19 protein-coding genes are annotated in these 20,171 nt (G+C 53.2%); 12 read left to right on the forward strand and 7 right to left on the reverse strand.

Annotation, left to right across the window (positions count from 1 at the left end; translation table 11 throughout):
* Nucleotides 1-284 precede the first annotated feature (284 nt).
* A complete protein-coding gene (locus ACAM_RS02850) occupies nt 285-878 on the forward strand; it encodes an inosine/xanthosine triphosphatase (RefSeq protein WP_022541298.1) in 594 nt (197 codons plus the stop codon).
* A 41-nt stretch (nt 879-919) separates the two neighbouring features.
* Nucleotides 920-1,324 carry a 30S ribosomal protein S8e gene (locus tag ACAM_RS02855; protein ID WP_022541299.1) on the forward strand — a complete coding sequence of 135 codons (405 nt, stop codon included), beginning with the start codon at nt 920-922 and terminating at the stop codon, nt 1,322-1,324.
* 245 nt (nt 1,325-1,569) lie between these two features.
* Here the strand turns inward: ACAM_RS02855 and ACAM_RS02860 are convergent, their stop codons facing one another.
* A complete protein-coding gene (locus ACAM_RS02860; RefSeq protein WP_022541300.1) occupies nt 1,570-2,463 on the reverse strand; it encodes a coiled-coil protein in 894 nt (297 codons plus the stop codon).
* 183 nt (nt 2,464-2,646) lie between these two features.
* The gene (locus tag ACAM_RS02865) at nt 2,647-3,435 is read right to left on the reverse strand and encodes an ATP/GTP-binding protein (protein ID WP_022541301.1); all 789 of its coding nucleotides are present in this window, start codon (nt 3,433-3,435) and stop codon (nt 2,647-2,649) included.
* Nucleotides 3,436-4,304: 869 nt separating this feature from the next.
* Here ACAM_RS02865 and coxB point away from each other — a divergent pair.
* The 4 genes from coxB to ACAM_RS02885 all read left to right on the forward strand — a co-directional run bounded on the left by coxB (nt 4,305) and on the right by ACAM_RS02885 (nt 8,731).
* Entirely contained in the window at nt 4,305-5,009 is a 705-nt protein-coding gene (gene coxB, locus ACAM_RS02870; protein WP_232502320.1) for a cytochrome c oxidase subunit II, read from the forward strand.
* Nucleotides 5,010-5,022: 13 nt separating this feature from the next.
* Nucleotides 5,023-7,467 carry a cbb3-type cytochrome c oxidase subunit I gene (locus ACAM_RS02875; RefSeq protein WP_158318587.1) on the forward strand — a complete coding sequence of 815 codons (2,445 nt, stop codon included), beginning with the start codon at nt 5,023-5,025 and terminating at the stop codon, nt 7,465-7,467.
* A gap of 15 nt (nt 7,468-7,482) precedes the next feature.
* Entirely contained in the window at nt 7,483-7,791 is a 309-nt protein-coding gene (locus tag ACAM_RS02880; protein WP_022541304.1) for a cytochrome C oxidase subunit IV family protein, read from the forward strand.
* A gap of 247 nt (nt 7,792-8,038) precedes the next feature.
* A complete protein-coding gene (locus ACAM_RS02885; protein WP_022541305.1) occupies nt 8,039-8,731 on the forward strand; it encodes an SCO family protein in 693 nt (230 codons plus the stop codon).
* Here the strand turns inward: ACAM_RS02885 and ACAM_RS02890 are convergent.
* Complete coding sequence (locus ACAM_RS02890; RefSeq protein WP_022541306.1) at nt 8,724-9,287, reverse strand: hypothetical protein; 564 nt, start codon at nt 9,285-9,287, stop codon at nt 8,724-8,726. The genes ACAM_RS02885 and ACAM_RS02890 overlap by 8 nt on opposite strands.
* 68 nt (nt 9,288-9,355) lie before the next feature.
* Here ACAM_RS02890 and ACAM_RS02895 point away from each other — a divergent pair, with 68 nt between their 5' ends.
* Nucleotides 9,356-10,036, forward strand: a complete 681-nt coding sequence (locus ACAM_RS02895; protein ID WP_022541307.1) for a methyltransferase family protein — start codon at nt 9,356-9,358, stop codon at nt 10,034-10,036.
* Here the strand turns inward: ACAM_RS02895 and ACAM_RS02900 are convergent.
* On the reverse strand, nt 9,955-11,076 hold the full coding sequence (locus ACAM_RS02900) for an NAD(P)/FAD-dependent oxidoreductase (RefSeq protein WP_338029094.1): 1,122 nt from the start codon (nt 11,074-11,076) through the stop codon (nt 9,955-9,957). The two genes, ACAM_RS02895 and ACAM_RS02900, sit on opposite strands and share 82 nt — an antisense overlap.
* 105 nt (nt 11,077-11,181) lie before the next feature.
* Between ACAM_RS02900 and ACAM_RS02905 the strand changes: the two genes are divergently transcribed.
* Nucleotides 11,182-11,988: a 5'/3'-nucleotidase SurE gene (locus tag ACAM_RS02905; protein ID WP_062661896.1), complete on the forward strand. Its 807-nt coding sequence runs from the start codon at nt 11,182-11,184 to the stop codon at nt 11,986-11,988.
* Here ACAM_RS02905 and ACAM_RS02910 read toward each other — a convergent pair.
* Both ACAM_RS02910 and xerA read right to left on the reverse strand, forming a co-directional pair.
* On the reverse strand, nt 11,947-13,176 hold the full coding sequence (locus ACAM_RS02910; RefSeq protein WP_022541310.1) for a dihydropteroate synthase: 1,230 nt from the start codon (nt 13,174-13,176) through the stop codon (nt 11,947-11,949). The two genes, ACAM_RS02905 and ACAM_RS02910, sit on opposite strands and share 42 nt — an antisense overlap.
* A 65-nt stretch (nt 13,177-13,241) precedes the next feature.
* A complete protein-coding gene (gene xerA / locus ACAM_RS02915; RefSeq protein ID WP_022541311.1) occupies nt 13,242-14,324 on the reverse strand; it encodes a site-specific tyrosine recombinase/integron integrase in 1,083 nt (360 codons plus the stop codon).
* A 171-nt stretch (nt 14,325-14,495) separates the two neighbouring features.
* On the opposite strand from xerA, the gene pruA reads away from it, so the two are divergent.
* From pruA to ACAM_RS02935, 4 genes are all read left to right on the forward strand, one after another.
* Nucleotides 14,496-16,118, forward strand: coding sequence for an L-glutamate gamma-semialdehyde dehydrogenase (gene pruA, locus ACAM_RS02920; RefSeq protein ID WP_022541312.1), 1,623 nt, complete (start codon nt 14,496-14,498; stop codon nt 16,116-16,118).
* 185 nt (nt 16,119-16,303) lie between these two features.
* Nucleotides 16,304-17,719 (forward strand): aminoacyl--tRNA ligase-related protein, encoded by a 1,416-nt coding sequence (locus tag ACAM_RS02925; RefSeq protein WP_022541313.1) that lies wholly within the window; start codon nt 16,304-16,306, stop codon nt 17,717-17,719.
* A gap of 24 nt (nt 17,720-17,743) precedes the next feature.
* On the forward strand, nt 17,744-18,754 hold the full coding sequence (locus tag ACAM_RS02930) for a hypothetical protein (RefSeq protein WP_022541314.1): 1,011 nt from the start codon (nt 17,744-17,746) through the stop codon (nt 18,752-18,754).
* A 13-nt stretch (nt 18,755-18,767) separates the two neighbouring features.
* Nucleotides 18,768-19,844: a hypothetical protein gene (locus ACAM_RS02935; RefSeq protein ID WP_022541315.1), complete on the forward strand. Its 1,077-nt coding sequence runs from the start codon at nt 18,768-18,770 to the stop codon at nt 19,842-19,844.
* A gap of 11 nt (nt 19,845-19,855) precedes the next feature.
* Here the strand turns inward: ACAM_RS02935 and ACAM_RS02940 are convergent, their stop codons facing one another.
* Complete coding sequence (locus ACAM_RS02940) at nt 19,856-20,128, reverse strand: PolB1-binding protein PBP2 family protein (RefSeq protein ID WP_022541316.1); 273 nt, start codon at nt 20,126-20,128, stop codon at nt 19,856-19,858.
* Between the last annotated feature and the right edge of the window lie 43 nt (nt 20,129-20,171).

Consider the following 20,171-nt stretch of genomic DNA (forward strand, 5'->3'; position numbering starts at 1 on the left):
CATTCCGATTAAACTTATATATAAAAGACACCGAGTATAACGCTCTTCCAGTATCAACAGGCCTACGGCTTTAGAGTAGGTTCTTTCTCCTGCAAGTCCTGAGAGAAATCAGATGCTATACCGGGCGTATTCCGCTCACAGCCTATATACACTGTAGAAACACCAGCTCTATCCTAGAGAGGCGGTAGGGACGAGTTGCTACTGTCATGCACTCGCATGCCCCCCGGTTTCGCCTGTTTTATGTCTTCCATCCAGCCACCCTACCATGGTGAAGGTGGGAGGCTATGGAAGTTGCTGTTGCTGTAGGCACTGGTAACCCGGTTAAGTATCGTGCTGTGAAGAGAGCTTTCTCTAGGTTTTACAATGCTAGTGTGGTGATGGTTAGAGTTGAAAGTGGTGTGGGGCCGCAGCCTTCGGGCGTTGCAGGGGTTGTGGGCGGCGCGCTAGCTAGGGCGGTTAGAGCGGCCGCTAAGGCAGGCTCCCATTTTGGAGTAGGTGTAGAGGCGGGGCCTATAGAATTCCCCTCCTCCGGTGGATATGTTGAAACCCAGGTGGCCGCCGTCGTCGATAGAGATTGCCGCGTTACAATAGGCATTAGCCCGTCCTTCGAGGTGGAGGAGAGGGTGCTGGATTTAATGTTGAAGGGTGTTGAGATGGAGAGGGCTGTTAATATTGAGCGGCGTGGGGGTCTGGGGGAGACGGTGGGGTTTGTTGGTGTCGCAACACGGGGCGCTATAACGAGGCAGGAGCTGACCGAGCATGCCGTCATAATGGCCTTAATACCCAGGCTAATGGGCTATGAGAGGATAGCTACCGTGGAGGAGATAGCTTCCCAGGCTGGAGCAAAGGTGGAATGCAACAGTCTTGGAGCTATATAAGGCTCCTTTACGAGTTCACCCAATAGCAGGGTGAATAGCAGGTGGGTATCTATCAGTGGCGTGACAGGAAGAAGCCTTCAGGAGGTAAGAGACGCTACTACTATAAAGTGAAGCGGAAATATGCTGCTGGCAGGCCTCCAACACACACCACCTTATCGGCAGCTGAAGAAGAGAGAAAGCTCCTTAGAGTAAGGGGTGGTAACTATAAGATTAGGGCCAAAAGAGTCGCCTTCGCCGTAGTATCAAACCCAAAGACCGGAGAGGCGAAGAAAGCAAGGATACTCAGGATAGTAGAGACTCCTGCGCACAGGGAATACGCCCGCAGGGGTATAATAGTGAAGGGAGCAGTAATAGACACGACACTAGGTAAAGCCGTGGTAACCAGTAGGCCAGGCCAGGATGGTGTTGTCAACGCAGTTCTGCTGGAAGAATCCAAGAAACAGTAGAGCCGCTGAAGCAGGCGGAAAGAAGGAACTGTGAGAGAAGCTTGTTAGTATCATCACGAAACTGGAAACAACGTTTAAACTATCTCATAACTCTCAATTTCTCCCTGTTACGCATTATACATGAGCCAAGAACAACAGTCCAGTCCTTAGACTCCTAGCCTCTAACCTAACCTACTGAGAAACAGATTTTTCCAAGGCTCGGTGAAGAGTGTTGACCTCGGTTTAAGACAGTTCCTCCTTGCGTGCTACTCGTAGAAGCCGTAGATGAGCTTCAGCTCCTCTAGGGTTAGAGGTTCGCCGCGCTCTAGCTTCTTCTTAACCTCGTCTCTCCTCTTTTCTACCTCGCTGAGCTCCATGCCTCTAGCCATGGCTATTCTAATATCTTTTAGCCTGGTCATGACCTCCCTGTACTTTGAGTACAGGTTGTCTATATCCTTTGACAGCTCATCTATCCTCGTGCTCCTCTTGTCTATCTCGTCGCTAAGCTTCTTTATCCTCTCATTATACTCTTCTATCTTGCTGCTGAGCGTCGCCAGCTCCTCCTTAACAGAGCCCGCCTGCTGCCTCAGCTCTTCTATCCTTCTGTTAAGGTCTTTAAGCTTGATAACAAGCGCTTTAACCTCGGCCTGTAGCTCCATAACTGAGAGGGCCTGCTCCTTAGCCTTCCTAACCCTCTCTATAAGCTCCTCTAGCCTGGAAATCTCCTCTACAAGCCTCTTCTCCTCCTCAGGCCTTAAAACCCTGGTCATCTGCATCATCTCAAGCTCCTGCAGCCTCTTCTGCAGCCTCTTGAGGCTTATTTTAGCCAGCCTACCTCCCTCCTTCTCGAGGAGATTCCTAAGAACCCTAAGCTGATCCCTCTTTATCACTAGCTCGTCCCTAGCCTTCTTCCTCTCCTCCTTAAGCTGGGCAAGTTCATCAAGAATCTTCTTCCTCTCCTCCCTGAGGCTGCGGAGCCTCTCGACATACTCCCTCTTCTCTCTCGAAGCCCTCCTCCTCTCCTCCCTCAGAGCTTTCACTTCATTTATGAGCTTTCTCCTCTCCTCCTTGAGCTTCACAATCTCTTCTTTCAACTCTTCAATAGTCTTGAGTAGCTCCTCTTCTTCCTTTTTAAACTCGGCTATACTCTTACCTTGCACTAACGCATCACCTGGCCTTGAGATCCAATACTTGGAACACCTGGGCCAGGTTTAGGCCCGGTGTTCACTAACCTAGGTTCCAATGGTTAAAAGCTTAATTTCAGTCATGTAAGCCTTCAGGCTGAGCTGGGACAATACACCAGACTTTGGTGCAGGAGGTGGTGTTGCTCTTTAACGCCATGTTTACTGGCCTGTGATATCGTATATCTTGTAGTCGTCACCGCCAGCCAGTATCTGCTGGGTTTTAGCGGCGAGGAGAGAAATGGATTCTGGCTCGAGAACCGAGGTCTGTAGAATCTCTCCTATGAACCCTGTCGTTTCTATGGCTCTGGCGAGCTCCTCGGCAAGAATCTTACCAGCGCCCTCGTAAGTCCTGTCCTTCTCCAGTAGAAACTCGAGAAAACCAGGCTCTCCCAGTCTGGGTATCACTTCCTCTCGCACCTCTGGCAACAGCATGTCTGCTTTTGACACTGCGTTAACCTGGGGGAGCCCTAGCCTCACGGCGACACTGCTGGCGAGAAGCAGAGCTGAGACCAAGCTTATTGCGTTGTCAACGAATATCGAGTCGATGAGGAAAACGTTAACAGCGTTCGAATCTCCAAGTATACCTTTAAGAACTAGGGGGCCGCCTATCCTGTAGGCAAAGAGTTCAAGCTGGCCGGGAGTATCCACTATAATATAGTCTGGGGCATAATAGTCCAGCTCCTCCCTAATATCCACGACATGGTTTATTAGTGAGTCGACAGCTGCTACAAGGGCTCCATTAGGGCCGAGACCCTTATCCATGAACTCTGCAATCGATACATACTCCCTAGCGTCCACAGAAGGATCGTAGGGCAGCTTTTCGGCTGCGGGATCGAGGTTAAGAGTGGCAACGCTAGCGCCGAGGGAAGTCAGCTTCTCCGATAGAGCGCCTACTAAGCTACTTTTCCCGGCTCCGGCAGTGCCAGTAACAATTATATAGCCTATCACGCTACCCTCTACACCTTTAAACAGTTTATTATCAGTCGGAGCCTATTACCTGAATCGAAAGCCTCATACATCCTCTAGCTATAGAGAGGCCTGGGAGGCTTCCAGGTGATACGGGCAATTTCACCGGGAATAATCCCCTGGGATTCACATGCACGTATATGATAAGGCCGGGAGTGACCCGCCCCGTGCACATCTATCCCCGAGCTCCGGGGTCTATTCGCACGGGACCGGGGTACACTCAATAAAAATCATCTAGCTCCCGGCGAATTTAAACGCAACGACCAGTGCTCGTCTAACCCAGTGCATTTAATAGGGGGAGAGGGAGGACTAGGTCGATAATGGGAGCACAAGATATTAGCCTGTACGCTCTATCTTCATAAACATACCTATGGGAGCTGGCCACGCGATGACCATGCGTTCCAGCACTGACTCAGCCCGGGGAGTGTGATGTCAACTTCCGCCCCTGGGGAGCGTGGTGTTATTAGAGCGTGCTCTCCACAGTGTCGAGACTTTGTCAGAATAGCCCGTTGGAAGAGGGATGAAGAGCCAACACCTAGAGTGAAGGGCCCTCTACATAAGGGCTCCGATGTACGATTCCCTGCGGCTAGACCGTATTTAACACGGTTGTTGGGTCATGCGGTACAAGCTTAGAGAATATCTTAAACGGGGCCTCTAGGGGTGAGGTTCTAGAGGACCCTGCTAATACCCTGCTGTACAGATTGTACAGTTTGGAAAACTCTGTGTCAATACGAATGTTATTTTAAATTGTAAAATACTGTCTCTGAGACTTGAGGCTTACAGTAGGGTATGAACCAAGTATTAAGGATGTCGGATTAAATTGGGGCAGGGGGAGGACTCAGGAGTTGCCTGTGGATATTATCCCTACCGAGGCTATATGGTGGAGGCTATTCCTACTCTTCACGGTAGTAGGTGTACTAGCTGCAGGCACTGTCACAGTGTTCTTCATCTACACACTCTTCAAGTATAGGAGCAGTGGTCAGACCACTGGTGGAGGAGAGAGCGCAGCGGGGAGGATATATAGGATTATGGTTGAGAGCCCGGTTTCCGGTAAGTCTAAGTACCTTCTCTTCGTGACCGGATTAATAGTTATGGGCCTCATAGTAACCACAATAGACGAGACACTGTATCTCGAGAAGAGTCCTCCGGTTGAGGATGCCCTTGTGGTAATGGTTGTGGGGTTCCAGTTTGGATGGCAGTTTGAGTATTCGGTTGACGGTGAAACTGTAACTACTATAAACTACCTGGTTGTCCCCTCTGACACGCTTGTAGAGTTTAGGGTTACGAGCCGAGACGTGTTCCATGCGTTCGGCATACCCGAGTTCAAAAACAAGATCGACGCCATCCCCGGAATTCTGAATAGTATGTGGATTAAAACTCCTGATGAGCCGGGTAAAGTTTATAATGCTTACTGCTATGAGCTGTGTGGTATAGGCCATAGCCTTATGGTTGGCAAGGTTATTGTGGTTGACAAGACCAAGTTCTATAATGCTTATAACTCTGGTCCTGATGTGTTTAGAGAGTATGTGAATAGTGTAATATCGAATTACAAGTAGGGGGTGATGTGTGTTGTCTAGGTTAAGGGGTTTCCTGGCCTGGATATATAAGTGGCTCACTACTACAGACCACAAGGATATAGGGCTCCTCTACCTTGTGACAAGCATAGCATTCCTCCTAATAGCCGGAAGCCTAGCCCTCCTGTTTAGAGTTCAGCTAGCCATCCCAAAGTCGAACTTCCTAACAGGCGACGCCTATTATGAGGCTGTAACGGTCCACGGTTTGATAATGCTTCTCTGGTTCGCATCACCCTTTGCCTTCGGGCTCGCCAACTTCATAGTGCCGCTGCAAATTGGTGCTAGGGATCTGGCGTTCCCGAGGCTCAACGCTCTAAGCTACTGGCTCTACCTTCTCAGCGGCCTCGTAATCCTAGCCAGCTTCTTCACAGAGTCTGGAGCACCTAACGTGGGCTGGACGCTCTACGCCCCACTAACCGCCAGGATATACACGCCGGGTATAGGGCTGGACCTAGCCGCCCTGGCTATATTCCTGTTCTCTTTAAGCGTTACTCTAGGTACGATTAACTTCCTTGTAACGATAGCCACTATGCGGGCTCCGGGTGTAACGTGGTTTAAGATGCCGATGTTCACATGGTCGATACTCTTCACCATAATACTGATGCTATGGGCTTTCCCGCCGCTCATGGTGGGAGGAGCTATACTCCTTCTTGACAGGAACCTAGGGACAGAGTTCTTCCTCAACCCTGCTGGAGGCGCCCTGCTATGGGACCACCTATTCTGGTTCTTCGGCCACCCAGAGGTGTATATACTGCTGTTCCCTGCTCTAGGCGCCATGGCTGATGTGATATCTACCTTCAGCGGTAGACCTATATATGCTAAGAGGTACATTCTCACAGCCTTCCTCATAGCCACCATAATAAGCTTCGTAGTGTGGATGCACCACATGTTCATAACTGGTACAAACATCTACACTAGACTGTTCTACAGCATAACCACAATACTGATATCGATACCCTTCGAGATGGCGGTGATGTCGTTCATATTCACACTCTACAAGGGCAGGCTGATTTACACCGTTCCCATGCTCTTCGCCGTCGGGGCTCTGCTGAACTTCATAATAGGCGGTTCTACCGGGGTTTACCTGGGATCCATAGCAATAGACAGAGGCTTCAGAGGCACATACTGGGTGGTAGCACACTTCCACTACATACTAGTTGGGACGGTAACCCTAGGCTTGATAGCGGGTCTCTACTACTGGTGGCCGAAGATAACAGGTAGGAGCTACAGCGAGAGGCTGGGCAAGATACACTTCGCTCTGGCAATGCTCGGAGTCGCCCTCACCTTCCTCCCGCAGTTCGCCCTCATGGACATGCCGAGGAGGTACTTCACATACGACGTCCCAGAGTGGATTCCTCTGAACCAGCTATCGACGGTGGGTGCATTCATATTCGGCACCTCAATGGCTGTAGGCCTGGCCAACTTCCTCTACTCGCTCGTCAAAGGCAGAGTCGCAATGCCGAACCCGTGGAATGCGTGGACGCTAGAGTGGTTCACCGGCTCCCCACCGCCAAAGCACAACTTCGACGGCGTCCCCGTTGTCAGGAGAGACAACACGGTTGTATTCGTCAGCGAGGAAGCCTTGTCCAAGTATGGCAAGGACGCTATAGTAAATGGTAGCGTAGACGTCTCCAGCGTGCCACTCAGCGGCGCCCAGGCCCACCACAGCCACGGAGCGTCGCACCACGGCACTATAGACCCCCTCGTGCTGGCCGCAGGTTTAACTCTAACTCTGTTTGGGCTCTTCGTGGGCAAGATATTAACATACCTGGGCGCCATAGTGTTCCTAGTATCACTCGCTAGGTGGCTATGGAAGGATGTTAAGAACATGTTTGTCGAGGAGCTGCCGGGCTATGTAGAGCACTGGCCGTTCCCGAAGGATAAGATAAGGAGTGCTATGTGGGTGTTCATAGCCAGCGAGGTAGCTACGTTCGGCAGCATATTCAGTGCATACTTCTTCATCCGGTTCAACCCGGTTGGAAAGGTGTTGACCGAGGCGTGGCCGCCAGGATATATGGTCCATGACGTCAACGTAGGCCTCATAAACACTATAATACTGTTCACGGGAACAATGCTCTTCACCCTAACATACCTCGGGGTAAAGAGAGACAGCTACATGATAACCCTCACCGGCCTGCTGGGCACCCTCTTCATGGCGGTCTTCTTCCTCACGGTGAAGTACTTCGAGTGGAAGGAACTTCTGATGGAGGGGCTGGGCCTCAACGCTGGCATCCACCTCCAGGCCTACTACGTGACCACAGGAGCACACGCACTACACGTTATACTGGGGGTGCTAGCCACCACCTACCTTCTAGTTAAACTGTTCAACGGGAACCTTAGGGGTAGGCAAGCGCTATCCGAGGTGCTGGCGATAGGCATATACTGGGGTATAGTGGAGATAGTATGGACACTAGTGTTCCCGCTCTACTATCTAGTGTGAGGGGGTGTATGTAGAGTGGCTTCCAGCAGTTTCGAGGACCTCGTCAAGGAGGCGTCTAAATACCTAGGGGTGTGGGCTGTACTGGTTGGTAGCGCGGTTGCAGAGGTATATCTGGTAATGGAGGGTATAGCCAGGAATCCCTTCGTGTTCGTGCTAGCTGTAGCGCTCTTCCAGTCGGCGCTAATAGCCCTGTTCTTCCAGCACCTGAGGGAGGAGCCCATAATAATAAGAGGGATAACAGTATCCGGTGCAGTGTTGATAGCGATACTAATAATCTCGGCAGTAACGAGTGTCCTAACGTGCACGCCATACTTCCCAGGCTAGATCCTGGGGGTGTGGCACATGGTCTCCAGGTATGCGCTGGGCACTATAGCGGCTGGCGTGCTGTTAACAGGCCTAATAATACTTCTTATCATAGCACGACTTTTCCAACTGATACCCCCCATATTTTAAAGATTTTTTAGAAGGCTCAATAACATGCATTGCAAAGGGGCTTAACCTATAGGTTATTATATTAGGGAGCCGATTCTTCTAGATCTAGATCCGGATCGTATAGTCTGGGTGTGAACGATTGGGGTCCAGCGAGCTGAGGTCGCTTATAGATGCTATAGGCTCTTTCAAGTGGGCTGTGCTAGTCTCACTTCTTGTTGTAGTATCCGGCTTGTCCATTGGCCTATATACAGCCGTGACTGGTCTGTACCCGAAGGCCGATGTAGGTAGCGGGGAGTACGCTACTGTATATAGCGTGGGTCAGCGCCTCTTCCCCGTCACCATACCTAGCACCCAGGGTACGGTTTCCGTACCTATAGAGGGGAAGGTAAACATTATAGTGCCTCAGTACGTTAGATGCCCAGACGTATGCCACTACGAGACTCTGATAATGAAGTCTCTCATGATAAAGCTTTCCCAGGAAAACTCTATTGATAACGTCGTCTTTGTAACTGTAGAGGTTGACCCGTGGAGGGGCACCCTAGAGGAGGCGGAGGCATATATCAGGGAGGCGACAGCATCGCTCGGCTTCAACCCGCCGTGGATATGGGTTGGAGGGGACAGGGAGGCGTTAGAAACTATTTACAAGCAGCTCGGGATAAGCGTTCAGTTGGACAGCAGCTCGGGCCTCGTAGTACATACAGCCGGGTTCTACATAGTCGACCCTAACGGGGTCCTACTCTACTACGTCAAGGTTGAAGATGAGGGTTGGAAAAACCCAGGTGAGGTTGCAAGTGTTCTAGACCAGGTGGTTAACGAGGCCTTGTCTAGGTAGGGGATGAATGGGCGCGGAGGGCAGAGAGTAGTAGGAAGACGTGATCTGTATGTAGGCTCAAAGGACCTACTGAGACCCTTATGAATCCTCCTAAACTACGCTCAAGACGCTCCAGCAGTTCCCGAGGCGGGTCAACATGCGATCCCGCTATGAAGGCTGGGGTGGAGCTGCATACCTCATCTAAGTGCAACGATACATCTCTACCCCTCTCGGAAAGCAGTATACGGGGTTTAAACTTCTTCAACGTAAATATCAAGGCTTCAACACCGCCATCTTCAACGATGAAGCATGAAGGCCTACCGCGTAAAGCTCTCGAGGCTTCAACCATGAATGAACGCTCACTCCTAACCCTATCTCTACAGGACGCGGGGGCTATCAGAAGCCTGGGGGAGAGAGCCCCACTCATGAGGAGTGCCGCTAGGACCGCATTCGACTCCAGAACCGCAAGATAAGCCCTGGCCACAACATCTAACCTACCGCTAGGCCCCGCGTAGCCTCTGATGGGGTAGATTCCGTCGGCCCGAGCTGTGGGTGATATCACCACGTATAGGCTCACAACTCTTTACCATAGTCTATAGCGTTCTATAAGTCGTAACATTTTATATTTTGGTTGGTGTAGGTGGGATGACAGTTTCGAGAGAAATCAAGGCGGGAGTGATGACACTGCTGATACTAGCGTTTCTGGCTGTACTAGCTCTAGTGTCACGCTGGATTTGGGTTAGCGTTTTAGGTTTCCACCCCGGCCCTCTGCACCCGGCTCTCGCCGTTGTGGGCGGCTTCATAGTCGGTTTGGGAGTAGCTGAGCTGCTATACACCTACATATACTTCAGCCCCATCCTCATGCTCTCCAACACTATGGACGATATTCTCGATATAGTGGCTGGCATGTTTATGGGCAGGCCTCCGTGGAGGCCCACAGCGCCTGGAGGATGCAAGGATTATCGCATAGTAGCTGAGGGTCCTTACAGGTGCGTACGTCACCCAGTCTATACGGCCGCTTTAACAGCCTTCCTTGGCGCGACTCTGGTTAAACACTACTTCCTACTAGCATCGATACTATTGTCAATAGCATATATACTACTGAGTGCTGCTGAGGAGGCGAGGCTAAATGCGAAAACCTGCGGCAGATATAAGGAGATTATGGCTGGCAAGCCTAGCATCAGCCCCCTAGGCCTTCTGCGCTGCATGCTAAGGGATATAGCTGGCGTGGGAAACGCCTCTTCTCAACATTCACCTACAGGCTCCCTAACCTCACCCCTCCCACGCGATATGCGGCGCCACGCAGCCATACCTGTGGGGATGTAGTCTCTAGAGCCTGTAGCTATCGACTCTAAAACCAGCCGTGCCAGGGAGGGGGCTAGTGTAACACCCACACCGTCTAGCCCCACCAGCAGGTGAATCCTGCTGCAGCTGGGGAGCCCTCCTAGAACAGGGAAGCTGTCTCTACCTACAGCGCAGGGAGCTGATACCGGGGCAACTAGCTCCGCATCACCAAGCCCCTCCAGCCTTCTCATCGACCTGCCTAACACGGCTTCCAGGACCTCTCCGTCGTACCTGTACCCTTCATTGGGGCTCTCTATCTCTGCACAGCATCCATCACCTAAAATACCGTCGCCAGAAGTGTGTATAGACATGTAGAAGTCGAGTACGTCATCTACAACGGCGAGAGGGCCGCCGCCAGCCCTGATAATCAGTGCTTCACACCTGTAAATGCGGAGCATGGAAGCTACGGTTTCAAGCCCCCTAATGAACCCCGTCCAAGGCCCCGCAGCAACTATGATGGCATCGAACTCCCTGTAGCCCCCTCTCCTCAGACGTAACGAGCCGCACCCCACATATTCTACTCTATCCTCCACAATATCCACGCCGGGAGAGGAAGAAACAAGGCTATACAGCGTTCCAGTGTCAACGAGCATAGTCCTTAGTATATGCATCTCCTCCCCAGGAGAGAGGTCAACTCTATACCTACCAAGCCCGACGGTGTCCTCCCCAGCTACACTATGCTCCACCAGCCCCGCGGCAGAGAGAAGCTTCTCAAGCCTTCTACAAGAGCCCCGCCGATGAACCCATAGTAGCCGGGACTCGACGCCCAAGCCGAGGCTGCTCAAAATAGATAATGCCTCTAGTGCAAACGGGGCCAAGGAAACATCGACAGTCGGGTCTATAATACCAGCCGATAGCCGGGTAGCCGTGGGTGAGGCTAGATCAGCCTCGAAAACAGTGGCATCGTAACCGTATCTAGATGCCCACAAGGCCGCCATGAGGCCGGACACGCCTCCACCGATAACTGCAACCCTCTTCCTAGCCACAGCAGGGAACCCCGTTAACCAGTCTCGCGCGAGCATCAATAGCCGCTGGTTCCCGGGAAGAGTGGGTAGGGCTCAACTTAATTTGGGTTTGAACTCATCCACTAATTTTAGGTGTAGTGTAGCTTCTGGGTGGCCCTACCTATGGCTAGAGCAATCGTGACTAACGACGACGGCGTCCACAGCAGGTCTCTGAGGGCGCTGGCCCAGAGTCTGGCTTCTCTAGGTTGGGAGGTGGTCGTGGCTGCACCGCTCGGCAACTGGAGCGGCTACTCGAAAAGCATAGGAAGGTTTAGGGGGAGCAAGGTTTACCGTTTCGAGTCTGGGGGGCTAAAGTACCTAACGGGCGACATGCCTCCTGCTGCCCTTGTCGGTGTCGCCATAGACATAGCAGGTTTTGAGCCGGATATAGTAGTCTCGGGCATAAACTACGGTCCAAACCTTGGCGTGTACGACTTCTTCTCCAGCGGCACGATAGGCGGGGCTCTAGAGGCGGCTCTGAAAGGGTTTAACTCCGTCTCTCTAAGCTCAGCCTGCAGGGATGGGGATAGTAGCTGTATAATGGAGGCAGTAGCGGTATCACTCCCTGTCGTAGAGGCTGCGGGGGAGATTCTAAACTATAGTGGTGCGAGCCTTATGGTATTGAACATACCCCGGAGCCCCAGAGGCTTTAGGCTGGCCAGGCCGTGCGGGAGGATTCCCAGGTTCTCGGGCGGTATAGGGGATGAGGGCTCGCTACATGTCGAGAAGTTCGACCATTCACGGCTGTTCAGCGGGGAGAGCAGTCCCTGCGACGGCCGTCTCTTTTCCATGGGCTACATACCGGTGTCGCTGTACAGAATCAACAGCGGCTGGGTTCAACCTCTCGAGGATAGTGGGGATGGAGTTGCGAAGCTTGTAGAGGACCTCTTAAACTCTAAAGTCTCCCCACCTGCGGGGCAACAGTTTTAGAGCATTGCATCCCGATGGAGGCCTGTATCCCGGGGCCTTCTCCTTAGACTCTAGCAGAGCGAAACCGAGATCCTTAGGGGGAGAGCCTGTTGCCAGAGTGTACGAGACCATGTAGGAGGCTATCCTAGCCTCGGCTGTGGCGCCCCGAGACTTTGCACTCTCCTCGCTGACTAGTATCGCGCTCGCCCCGCTCTCCGCCGAGGCTAGTGTGAGTATGGGTATGGTTCCGGTGGTGTCTGCGTCAACCATCTCGTACACATTATTAACTCCAACCATAGCTGGACACTCCATACCACGCCTACGGGCTATCTTCAGGGCAGCTAGGCTCTCGAAGGGATGGGGCGAGGCTCCGGGCCTCAGCAGCACAGGGTCTACTATGGGGTTTAGACCCTCCTTAACGCCCCATTTGCAGGCTCTCAATATATCTTCTGCCATCGAGAGCACGTCACGGCTGCCATACCGGGGTAGAACAGTGGTAAAGCGGCTGTCAACCTCGGGAAGCTCTCCCCCCTCCCAGACGCTCATGTATAGGGCGGGCTTCTGAGAGCCTGTGAGGAGGCCGGGCTTCTGGAAACCGTGGGAGGGGGGGTCGACGCCAAACTCTATGCTGAGTTCCCTGGATACGGTTGTATAAACATTGGCCAGAGCCTCCTGGGCCTCGGCTGAGGCCGCACCAACTACCACTAAGTCAGCTCCGGCTGCAACCCTGTATAGGATCTCGAGAAGCGCCTCGAAAGCGTTCGGATAATTGTCTACATAGACTTCTGAGAGAACGAACACCGGAGGCGGGGAAAAGGGTGGCTTGAAGCCGCTTATCCCTGAGGCAACGTTGCGCAATACCTCGGCAACGACATAAACAAACTTTTCTCCCAGTACCTTCTCTGCAGGCGATACCGGGCTGAGGTCTCTGGGGTCAACGATTCTTAGGACCTTGGGCAACGGCTTGAGGGAGTATGTTCCCTTTACAACCCTCCCGCCGTACTCTCTAAAATCGCCTGGCACGCCACCTGGTATAATGACAATAGCCTTTGGATACCTCTCCAGTATCCTCACTAGCGAATCCCTGGTTGGAGGCGCTACAACGGTTACTACACTGTAGCCCAGGCCTTCTATCTCGTCCACCACAAGCTGGACATCCTCTACAGTATTTTGGAGGAGGAGGACTATGTCTACGTCGTTGCCGTCCAAACTGTCTCACACCGGGAACAAAGGTAGCCCCCTATGGCGCTTATCGCTTAAACAAAGCCTGCCCCTTATCTAGCCCTCACGCCTCTCCTCCAGAGGCCAGGGCCCCCTTGGCCGTATCTGGGGGGAGGATGGGTTAACGTAGCCGGGGTAATGCTGGGGTGCTGGCTATAGCTCTGGGGTTGTTGAGGCTGGTAGTATGTTCCATAAGCCATGGCGGGGGGATACGCTGTTGCTTGGTGCACACTTTGGAGCGGTGGAGCAGGCATGGTGCTTGCGAAGGTCTGGTGGTACTCCCTTTCGACGTCCTCATACGTCATGTGGAGGTAGAGTTGGGTGACCTTTATGTCACTATGGCCAAGCAGCTTCTGGAGGGCGGCGAGGCTCATACCCCTCCTCAGCGCCTCCGTCGCGAAAGTATGCCTCAATATATGGGGCCTCACCTTGCGGGGGTCGAGGCCGGCCCTCCTAGCCAGGCTTTTGAGCCTCTTGTAGACGGCTTGGTACGAGATATCGATTATCCTGGAGTCCGGGGGGAGCGGGTTTGAGGCTAGGTGTTCCTCAAGCAGCATCCTAGACAGCGGGCCTAGGAACACCACCCTCTCCTTCCCATACTTACCTACCACCCTCACCACGCCCCTGCCCAGGTCTATGTCTGAAACTCTAATCGACAGCAGCTCCGACACTCTAAGCCCCGTTTCAGCAAGCATGGCCACTATAAGCGCGTCGATAATATCTCTCGACGCCGAAAGCAGCGCTTCAACCTCCCTCCACGTTAGGCTGCCGCTAAACCTCCTTTCCCCCCTGCTGAAAGGCCTCATAACTCCTTCAACTCCGGCCCATCTTAGGAACCGCCTAACCATTATGCTGTAATAGTGGGCAGTCGTCCTCGATATAGCACCCCTCCTAACCCTATCGCTCACGCTGGACAACCATTCAACATACGTCATATGGGTCACATCCTTCACCCTATCTCGTCCAAAGCCTTTGAGGAAATCCTTAAGCGCCGCCCTATACACCTTCAGCGTCTTGCTACTCCACCCAGTGCTCTCAAGCATTGTTAGGAATAGCCTAGCAGCGTCCTCCAGGGTATACTCTCCAATATCGCTAGGCGGAGGCGGAAGAGACTCTGCTGAGCTGGCTCTCGCCACAGCTACCCCCATAAACAGTTTTGAGGCGTGGAAAAGGAGACCTGTGATAGCCAGTATTTGCCGGGTTATACCATAGCCCAGCCTAGGATCTAGATCCGGCTAAAATCCACCTTGATAAGTATTCCCTGTATAAGGTCTATAATTTGGACACCGGTTAAAGGGTGGTTTCCAATGGCGTTATGGAGGATTGAGAAGCCTAAGAACGAGCCCTTCCTAGAGTTCAGGCCAGGGACCAAGGAGAGGGAGCTTCTTAAGAAGAAGCTGGAGGAGGTTAAGAGCAGGACTGTTGAGATACCACTGATAATAGGTGGGAAGGAGGTTAAAACGGGTGAGACGGTCGAGATACGCGCGCCCCACGACAAGGATACTGTTCTAGCTGTAGCCCATTTAGCGGGCGAGGAGGAGATTAGGGACGCCATTGAGAAGGCGCTAGACGCCTGGACAAAGTGGTCTGAGATGGAGTGGTACCACAGGACCTCAGTCTTCCTCAAGGCTGCGGACCTGCTAGCTGGGCCATATAGGCTCGAGGCCGACGCCGTTATAATGCTCAACCACTCTAAGACCCCGTGGGAGGCCGAGATAGACCTGGCGGAGCTGGTTGACTTTTGGAGGTTCGGCGCCTACTATGCAAGGTTCATTTTCGAGCAGCAGCCTGAGCAGGCTCCGGGAGAGCTGAACAGGGTCGAGTGGCGACCCCTGGAGGGGTTTGTGTTCGCCGTCCCGCCCTTCAACTTCTTCAGCATAGGAGGCAACCTGCCTACAGCACCAGCACTAGTCGGCAACGTGTCTATATGGAAGCCCTCTAGATGGGTGATATACTCTAACTACATAATTATGAAGATACTAATGGAGGCTGGTCTGCCGCCGGGCGTGGTCAACTTCGTCCCATTCAACACTAAGTACTCGAGCATAGTTCTCTCACACCCCGACTTCGCTGGCCTACACTTCACAGGAAGCTACTCCACCTTCGTCAGGCTATGGAAGATGATCGCCCAGAACCTGGACAAGTATAGGAACTTCCCCAGGATAGTGGGCGAGACCGGAGGGAAAGACTTTATAGTAGTCCACCCGAGCGCGGACATAACCGAGGCTGTAGTGGCGACAATCAGGGGGGCCTTCGAGTACCAGGGTCAGAAGTGCAGCGCCGCCTCCCGACTGTTCGTCCCCAAGAGCATGTGGCCCAAGTTCTGGGAGGTTATGAAAGCCGAGCTAGACAAGGTTAAGGTAGGTCCTGTTGACGACTTCACAGTATTCATGGGGGCGATAATAAGCGAGGAACAGTATAGAAAGATAGTATCCTACATAGAGTATGCCAAGCAGCATCCGGAGGAGTACCAGATAATATATGGGGGCAAGTACGACGACAGCAAGGGCTACTTCATATGGCCCACAGTAGTTCTTACCAACAACCCGAAGGGCAAGCTGATGACTGAGGAGATCTTCGGCCCCGTCCTCACAGTCTATGTTTATGACGATGACAAGTACGATGAGATACTTTGGGTGGTCGACAAGGCCGCACCCTACGGGCTTACGGGCTCCGTTTTCGCCAAGGACAGGGAGGCAATACTAAAGGCTGAGAAGGCGCTTAGATACGCTGCAGGCAACTTCTACATAAACGACAAGCCCACTGGCTCAATAGTAGCTAGGCAGCCGTTCGGAGGCGCAAGATGGTCCGGCACTAACGACAAGGCCGGGTGGTTCACAAACCTCCTCAGGTGGCTGAACCCAAGGTCGATAAAGGAGACTTTGATACCGCCGAAGGACTGGAGAAGACCCTATATGGGGGAGGACTAGAGCAGCGTTTCAGCGATCACCTAAATGAGGCGGAACCGGCTGAATCTCCCCATTATTATTATAATTATTATCTTTTTACCCTTAAACCCATTCTACATTCGCGAGCACCTGGACGGGTCTTTCTGGATCTAGAGCGATAAACCCTTATGGGAGTTGGTGAAAGCCCTTTCCTTGGGGGTTAGTCTTTGGCTGGCGGTCAAGACAAAACTCACATAGACTACGCTTACGAGCTCGATATTACCGTTAAGCCTGACTCAAGGGTTCCAGTGTTTAACAGGGAGTTCGCCACATTCACAGGGGCAGGGGTGCCTCTCTTCAGCCTTGGAGGCGGCCCCGCGCGCTATGCTCTGGCCGAGGTCCTTGCGAAGTTCCACGCTAGAAGGGGGTATTACGTTGTTGAGACTCCAATAATAGCTAGCACGGAGCTGTTCAAAGTATCCGGCCACATAGAGTTCTACAGGAAGAACATGTACCTGTTCGACATCGAGGGCCACGAGTTCGCGGTCAAGCCGATGAACTGCCCTTATCACATACTGCTATTCCTCAACGAGGTCGCCAAGCACAGGTCTAAGCTTCCTCTGCCCTTCAAGGTGTTCGAGTTCGGGAGGGTTCACAGGTATGAGCCCAGCGGCAGTATATACGGGTTGCTGAGGGTTAGGGGGTTTACTCAGGATGACGCCCACATAATAGTGCCGGGGGGTATGGTTATCGACGTTGTATATAATGTATTCGAGGAGATGAAGCTTGTTCTTGAGAAGCTGTTCAAACTCGGCGTCTCCCCCGAGACATTCAAGGTCAGGCTGAGCATGTCGGATAAGAGCCTTATAGGGAAGGAGTTCATGGGTTCCAGGGAAGAGTGGGAGGGGGCTGAGGAGGCTCTGAGGGAGGCTGCTGGCAGGATAAACGAGAAATACGGGATAGAGGTTGTTGAGCTTGAGGGGGAGGCAGCATTCTACGGGCCCAAGCTTGACTTCATAATGATTTTAGAGGAGTCTGGAGTCAGCAAGGAGTGGCAGATGGGTACAATACAGTTCGACTTCAACCTGCCCAGGAGGTTCAGGCTCTATGAGGTCGTTAGAGAGGAGTTCGGTATAGAGGAGGTCTACATAATCCATAGGGCCCTCCTAGGCTCCATAGAGAGGTTTCTAGGAGTCTACCTGGAGCACAGGAAGGGTAGGATGCCATTTACACTAGCACCCATACAATTCGCCGTCATAGCAGTTAAGACTGGGGATGAGGTTGACAGGGAGATAGATGATTTGGCTAGGGGTATAGCTGCAGGGCTCCTCGAGAGGGGCTTCAGGGTTGCACTCAAGGAATCTTCTAAAACAGGTCTTTCGAGCGACGTAAGGCACATAGAGTCTACTGCTAAGCCTGCAGCCAACGTTTTCATAGGCGCTAAGGAGGTCGGCGAGCGAGTTCTCGACGTCAGGGTGTTCGACCTGGAGGCTATGAAGAGGAGGAGGCATGTGATACCATATAGCGATGTGGGGGATGCTGTAGACAAGCTGGCGAGAGTTGCAGAGGAGCTTGAGGAGCCGGTAAGGTCGCTCGCCGGCCAGACACCCAGGATACCGGCTGACTTCAGCTTCATGCTATAGCATAGTTGTGAGGGTGCTGAACGGTTGATAAGCGGCTGGCGGGGAGTATCTGTTGTTTACGACAGGTGCGTAGAGCTGGGGAGGGAGATCAAGAGGCTTGTCGAACCGATGGAGGTCGACGATTTCCAAAATCCCGAGTACTACCCGCCCGCCAGCGCATCTAGGGAAGTGGTTGCCACGTACTTTCTCGTTATGGTTGCTATGGACCACAGGCTGAGCAGGCCTGGAAAACCCTATGAGGCTTTTGTCGACGGCAAGCTATACCACGGCGCCGACCTCCTGTATAGGCTAGGCTCCAAGAAGCTCCAGGAGGATCCAGACTTCTTCACCGCTGAAAGGCTCTCGAGAGCCACCGTCGACGATGTGAGGAGCTGGCTGTCAGTAGGCGGGGCCTCCCCGCCCGACCCGGAGGTTAGGGCGAAGCTTCTAAGGGATCTAGGTAGGAAACTGCAGCTGCTATACCAGGGGAGTGCATGGGGGATCATAGTAGAGTCTAAGGGCTACCTGAGGAGGGGTGTTGGGGAGGGTTTTGTCGACAGGTTGAAGGTGTTTACTGCTTACCAGGATCCTGTTGAGAAGAAGGCTTTTCTGCTGGCCAAGTTTCTGGAACGGCGCGGTGTCGTACGGTTCGCAGATCCCCATAACAAGGAGCTTCCTGTAGACAACCACCTGGTTAGACTAGCCATCAGGACGGGGATAGTTTCCGCTACAGAGGACCTGCTGGAGGCAGTGAGGAGGCAGAAGGAGGTTGACCCTCTCGACGATGTAGCCCTAAGACTAGCCGCTAGAAGGGCGTGGAGGGTAGTTGCCCAGCACGGGGGTATAGACCCCTTTATACTGGATGACTTCCTGTGGGCCTTCGGGAGACTCTGCTGCACCCGCGACACCCCCACCTGTAGGGCGGGCTGCAGCGACCGATGCCGCGGCATGAGCTGGTGCAACGGCGGATGCCCGCTATCGGGCGTCTGTAAGGCCTATAGTGATGACAGGTTAATGGTTCCTGAACATAGATTCCTATTGACCTGGTGGTATTAAGAGGAGAGCGGTGATGGAAGGCCTGCTTGGTGAAGTTTTGAGGGAGTCTGGCGGGGGCTGTGCGGTATACAGTTTTATAGCGGGGCCTGTAGCCCTAGGCCACGGCGGTCTGGCGGCGAGAAAGTTCTCGCTGAAGTTCTCGCAGCACAAGCCCCACGGCAGCAATGCGGAAAGGGTTATGGTGTCCGTGGGGGTCCTACTGTCTAGGACTGTTAAGACCCCGTTGAAGTGGAAGCTCGTGGTCGACGGTTCAACACTGTCCCGCGAGATCAAGCCACAGGTGGTTGTCGACCTGGAGGAGGCTAGGTATGCTAAGATGGTGATAGACGCCACCCCACTCTTGGCGTCGAAATTCAGCGAGAGGAGTGTGCACAGCCTCTTCACATATTACGACGGGGCACAGCCTATAACGCTAGCCGACGTATTCATGCTCACCATCTACAGACCCCCCGCCGACGCTCGCTATAGCTACAGCTTCAAGGCAACCTACCACACTGGAGCTGCAGCCCTGGAGCCGGGAGACGTAGTTAAGGTCTACTCCAGCCTTGGGAGGGCTCAGGATGAAGCGTGGAGGCTTGCTGTGACGGGAGTGCAGGTTCCAAGCCCCCGGCTCAGAGTGTCGCTAGTGGCGGGGGGTAGCAGGAGGGACTATGCATCCGGCCCGGGCTATAGGAGGTTAAGGGTGGAGATACCCTATAGGGGCAGCGAGGTGCCTGTAGCCGTTGTCAACGAGCCGGTTGACACGCCCGTTTACCCAAGGCTAAGCATCGTGGGTGATATACTGGTGTACGAGTCTAGAGTGGAAGGGCTGAGGGTGGACGTCGGCGAGGTGTCTCTTGAGGACTCTGGAGGCCAGACTATAGTAAACGCCGCTATACACAACGAGGGGTCTATCGAGCTAAGGAGGATAACAGTATATGTGCTGCCGAACCCTAGGCACAAGGTATCTATAGATAGCCTAAAGCCCGGGGAGTCTAAGAGGGTAAGGCTCCTGCAGGCCCCCGGCGATAAGCCGCCGGAGTGGATAGCCGTAGAAGCAAGCGCCGGCGGCGTCCCATTCTATCGAGAGTACAGTATAAAACGCCCATAGCCGCGGCGAGGCTAAGCCAGGAGCTCGCGGGGAACACCTCTCCTCCTAACATAGTCTCTCAGGGGGGCCGAGAGGTTGTAGCAGCCCACACCCTCCTCTAGGAGGCCCAGCTCCACAAGCCTTGATATAACCTCCTCAGGCTCCTCCACACCCTGGTGCTTAAGCTCCTCTACAGCTTTGATCTCCCCTACAGATATATTCTCGAAGAAGTATTTCAGCACCCGCCTCTCAACAGCCCCCAGCGATTCAACAAGGGAAAGTAGCTTGTCTACACTCTCCCCCACAGCAGGCCCCACCCCCATTTAATACCCTATAGCCTCCCGCGGG

This window comes from Aeropyrum camini SY1 = JCM 12091, assembly GCF_000591035.1.
GTDB lineage: Archaea > Thermoproteota > Thermoprotei_A > Sulfolobales > Acidilobaceae > Aeropyrum > Aeropyrum camini.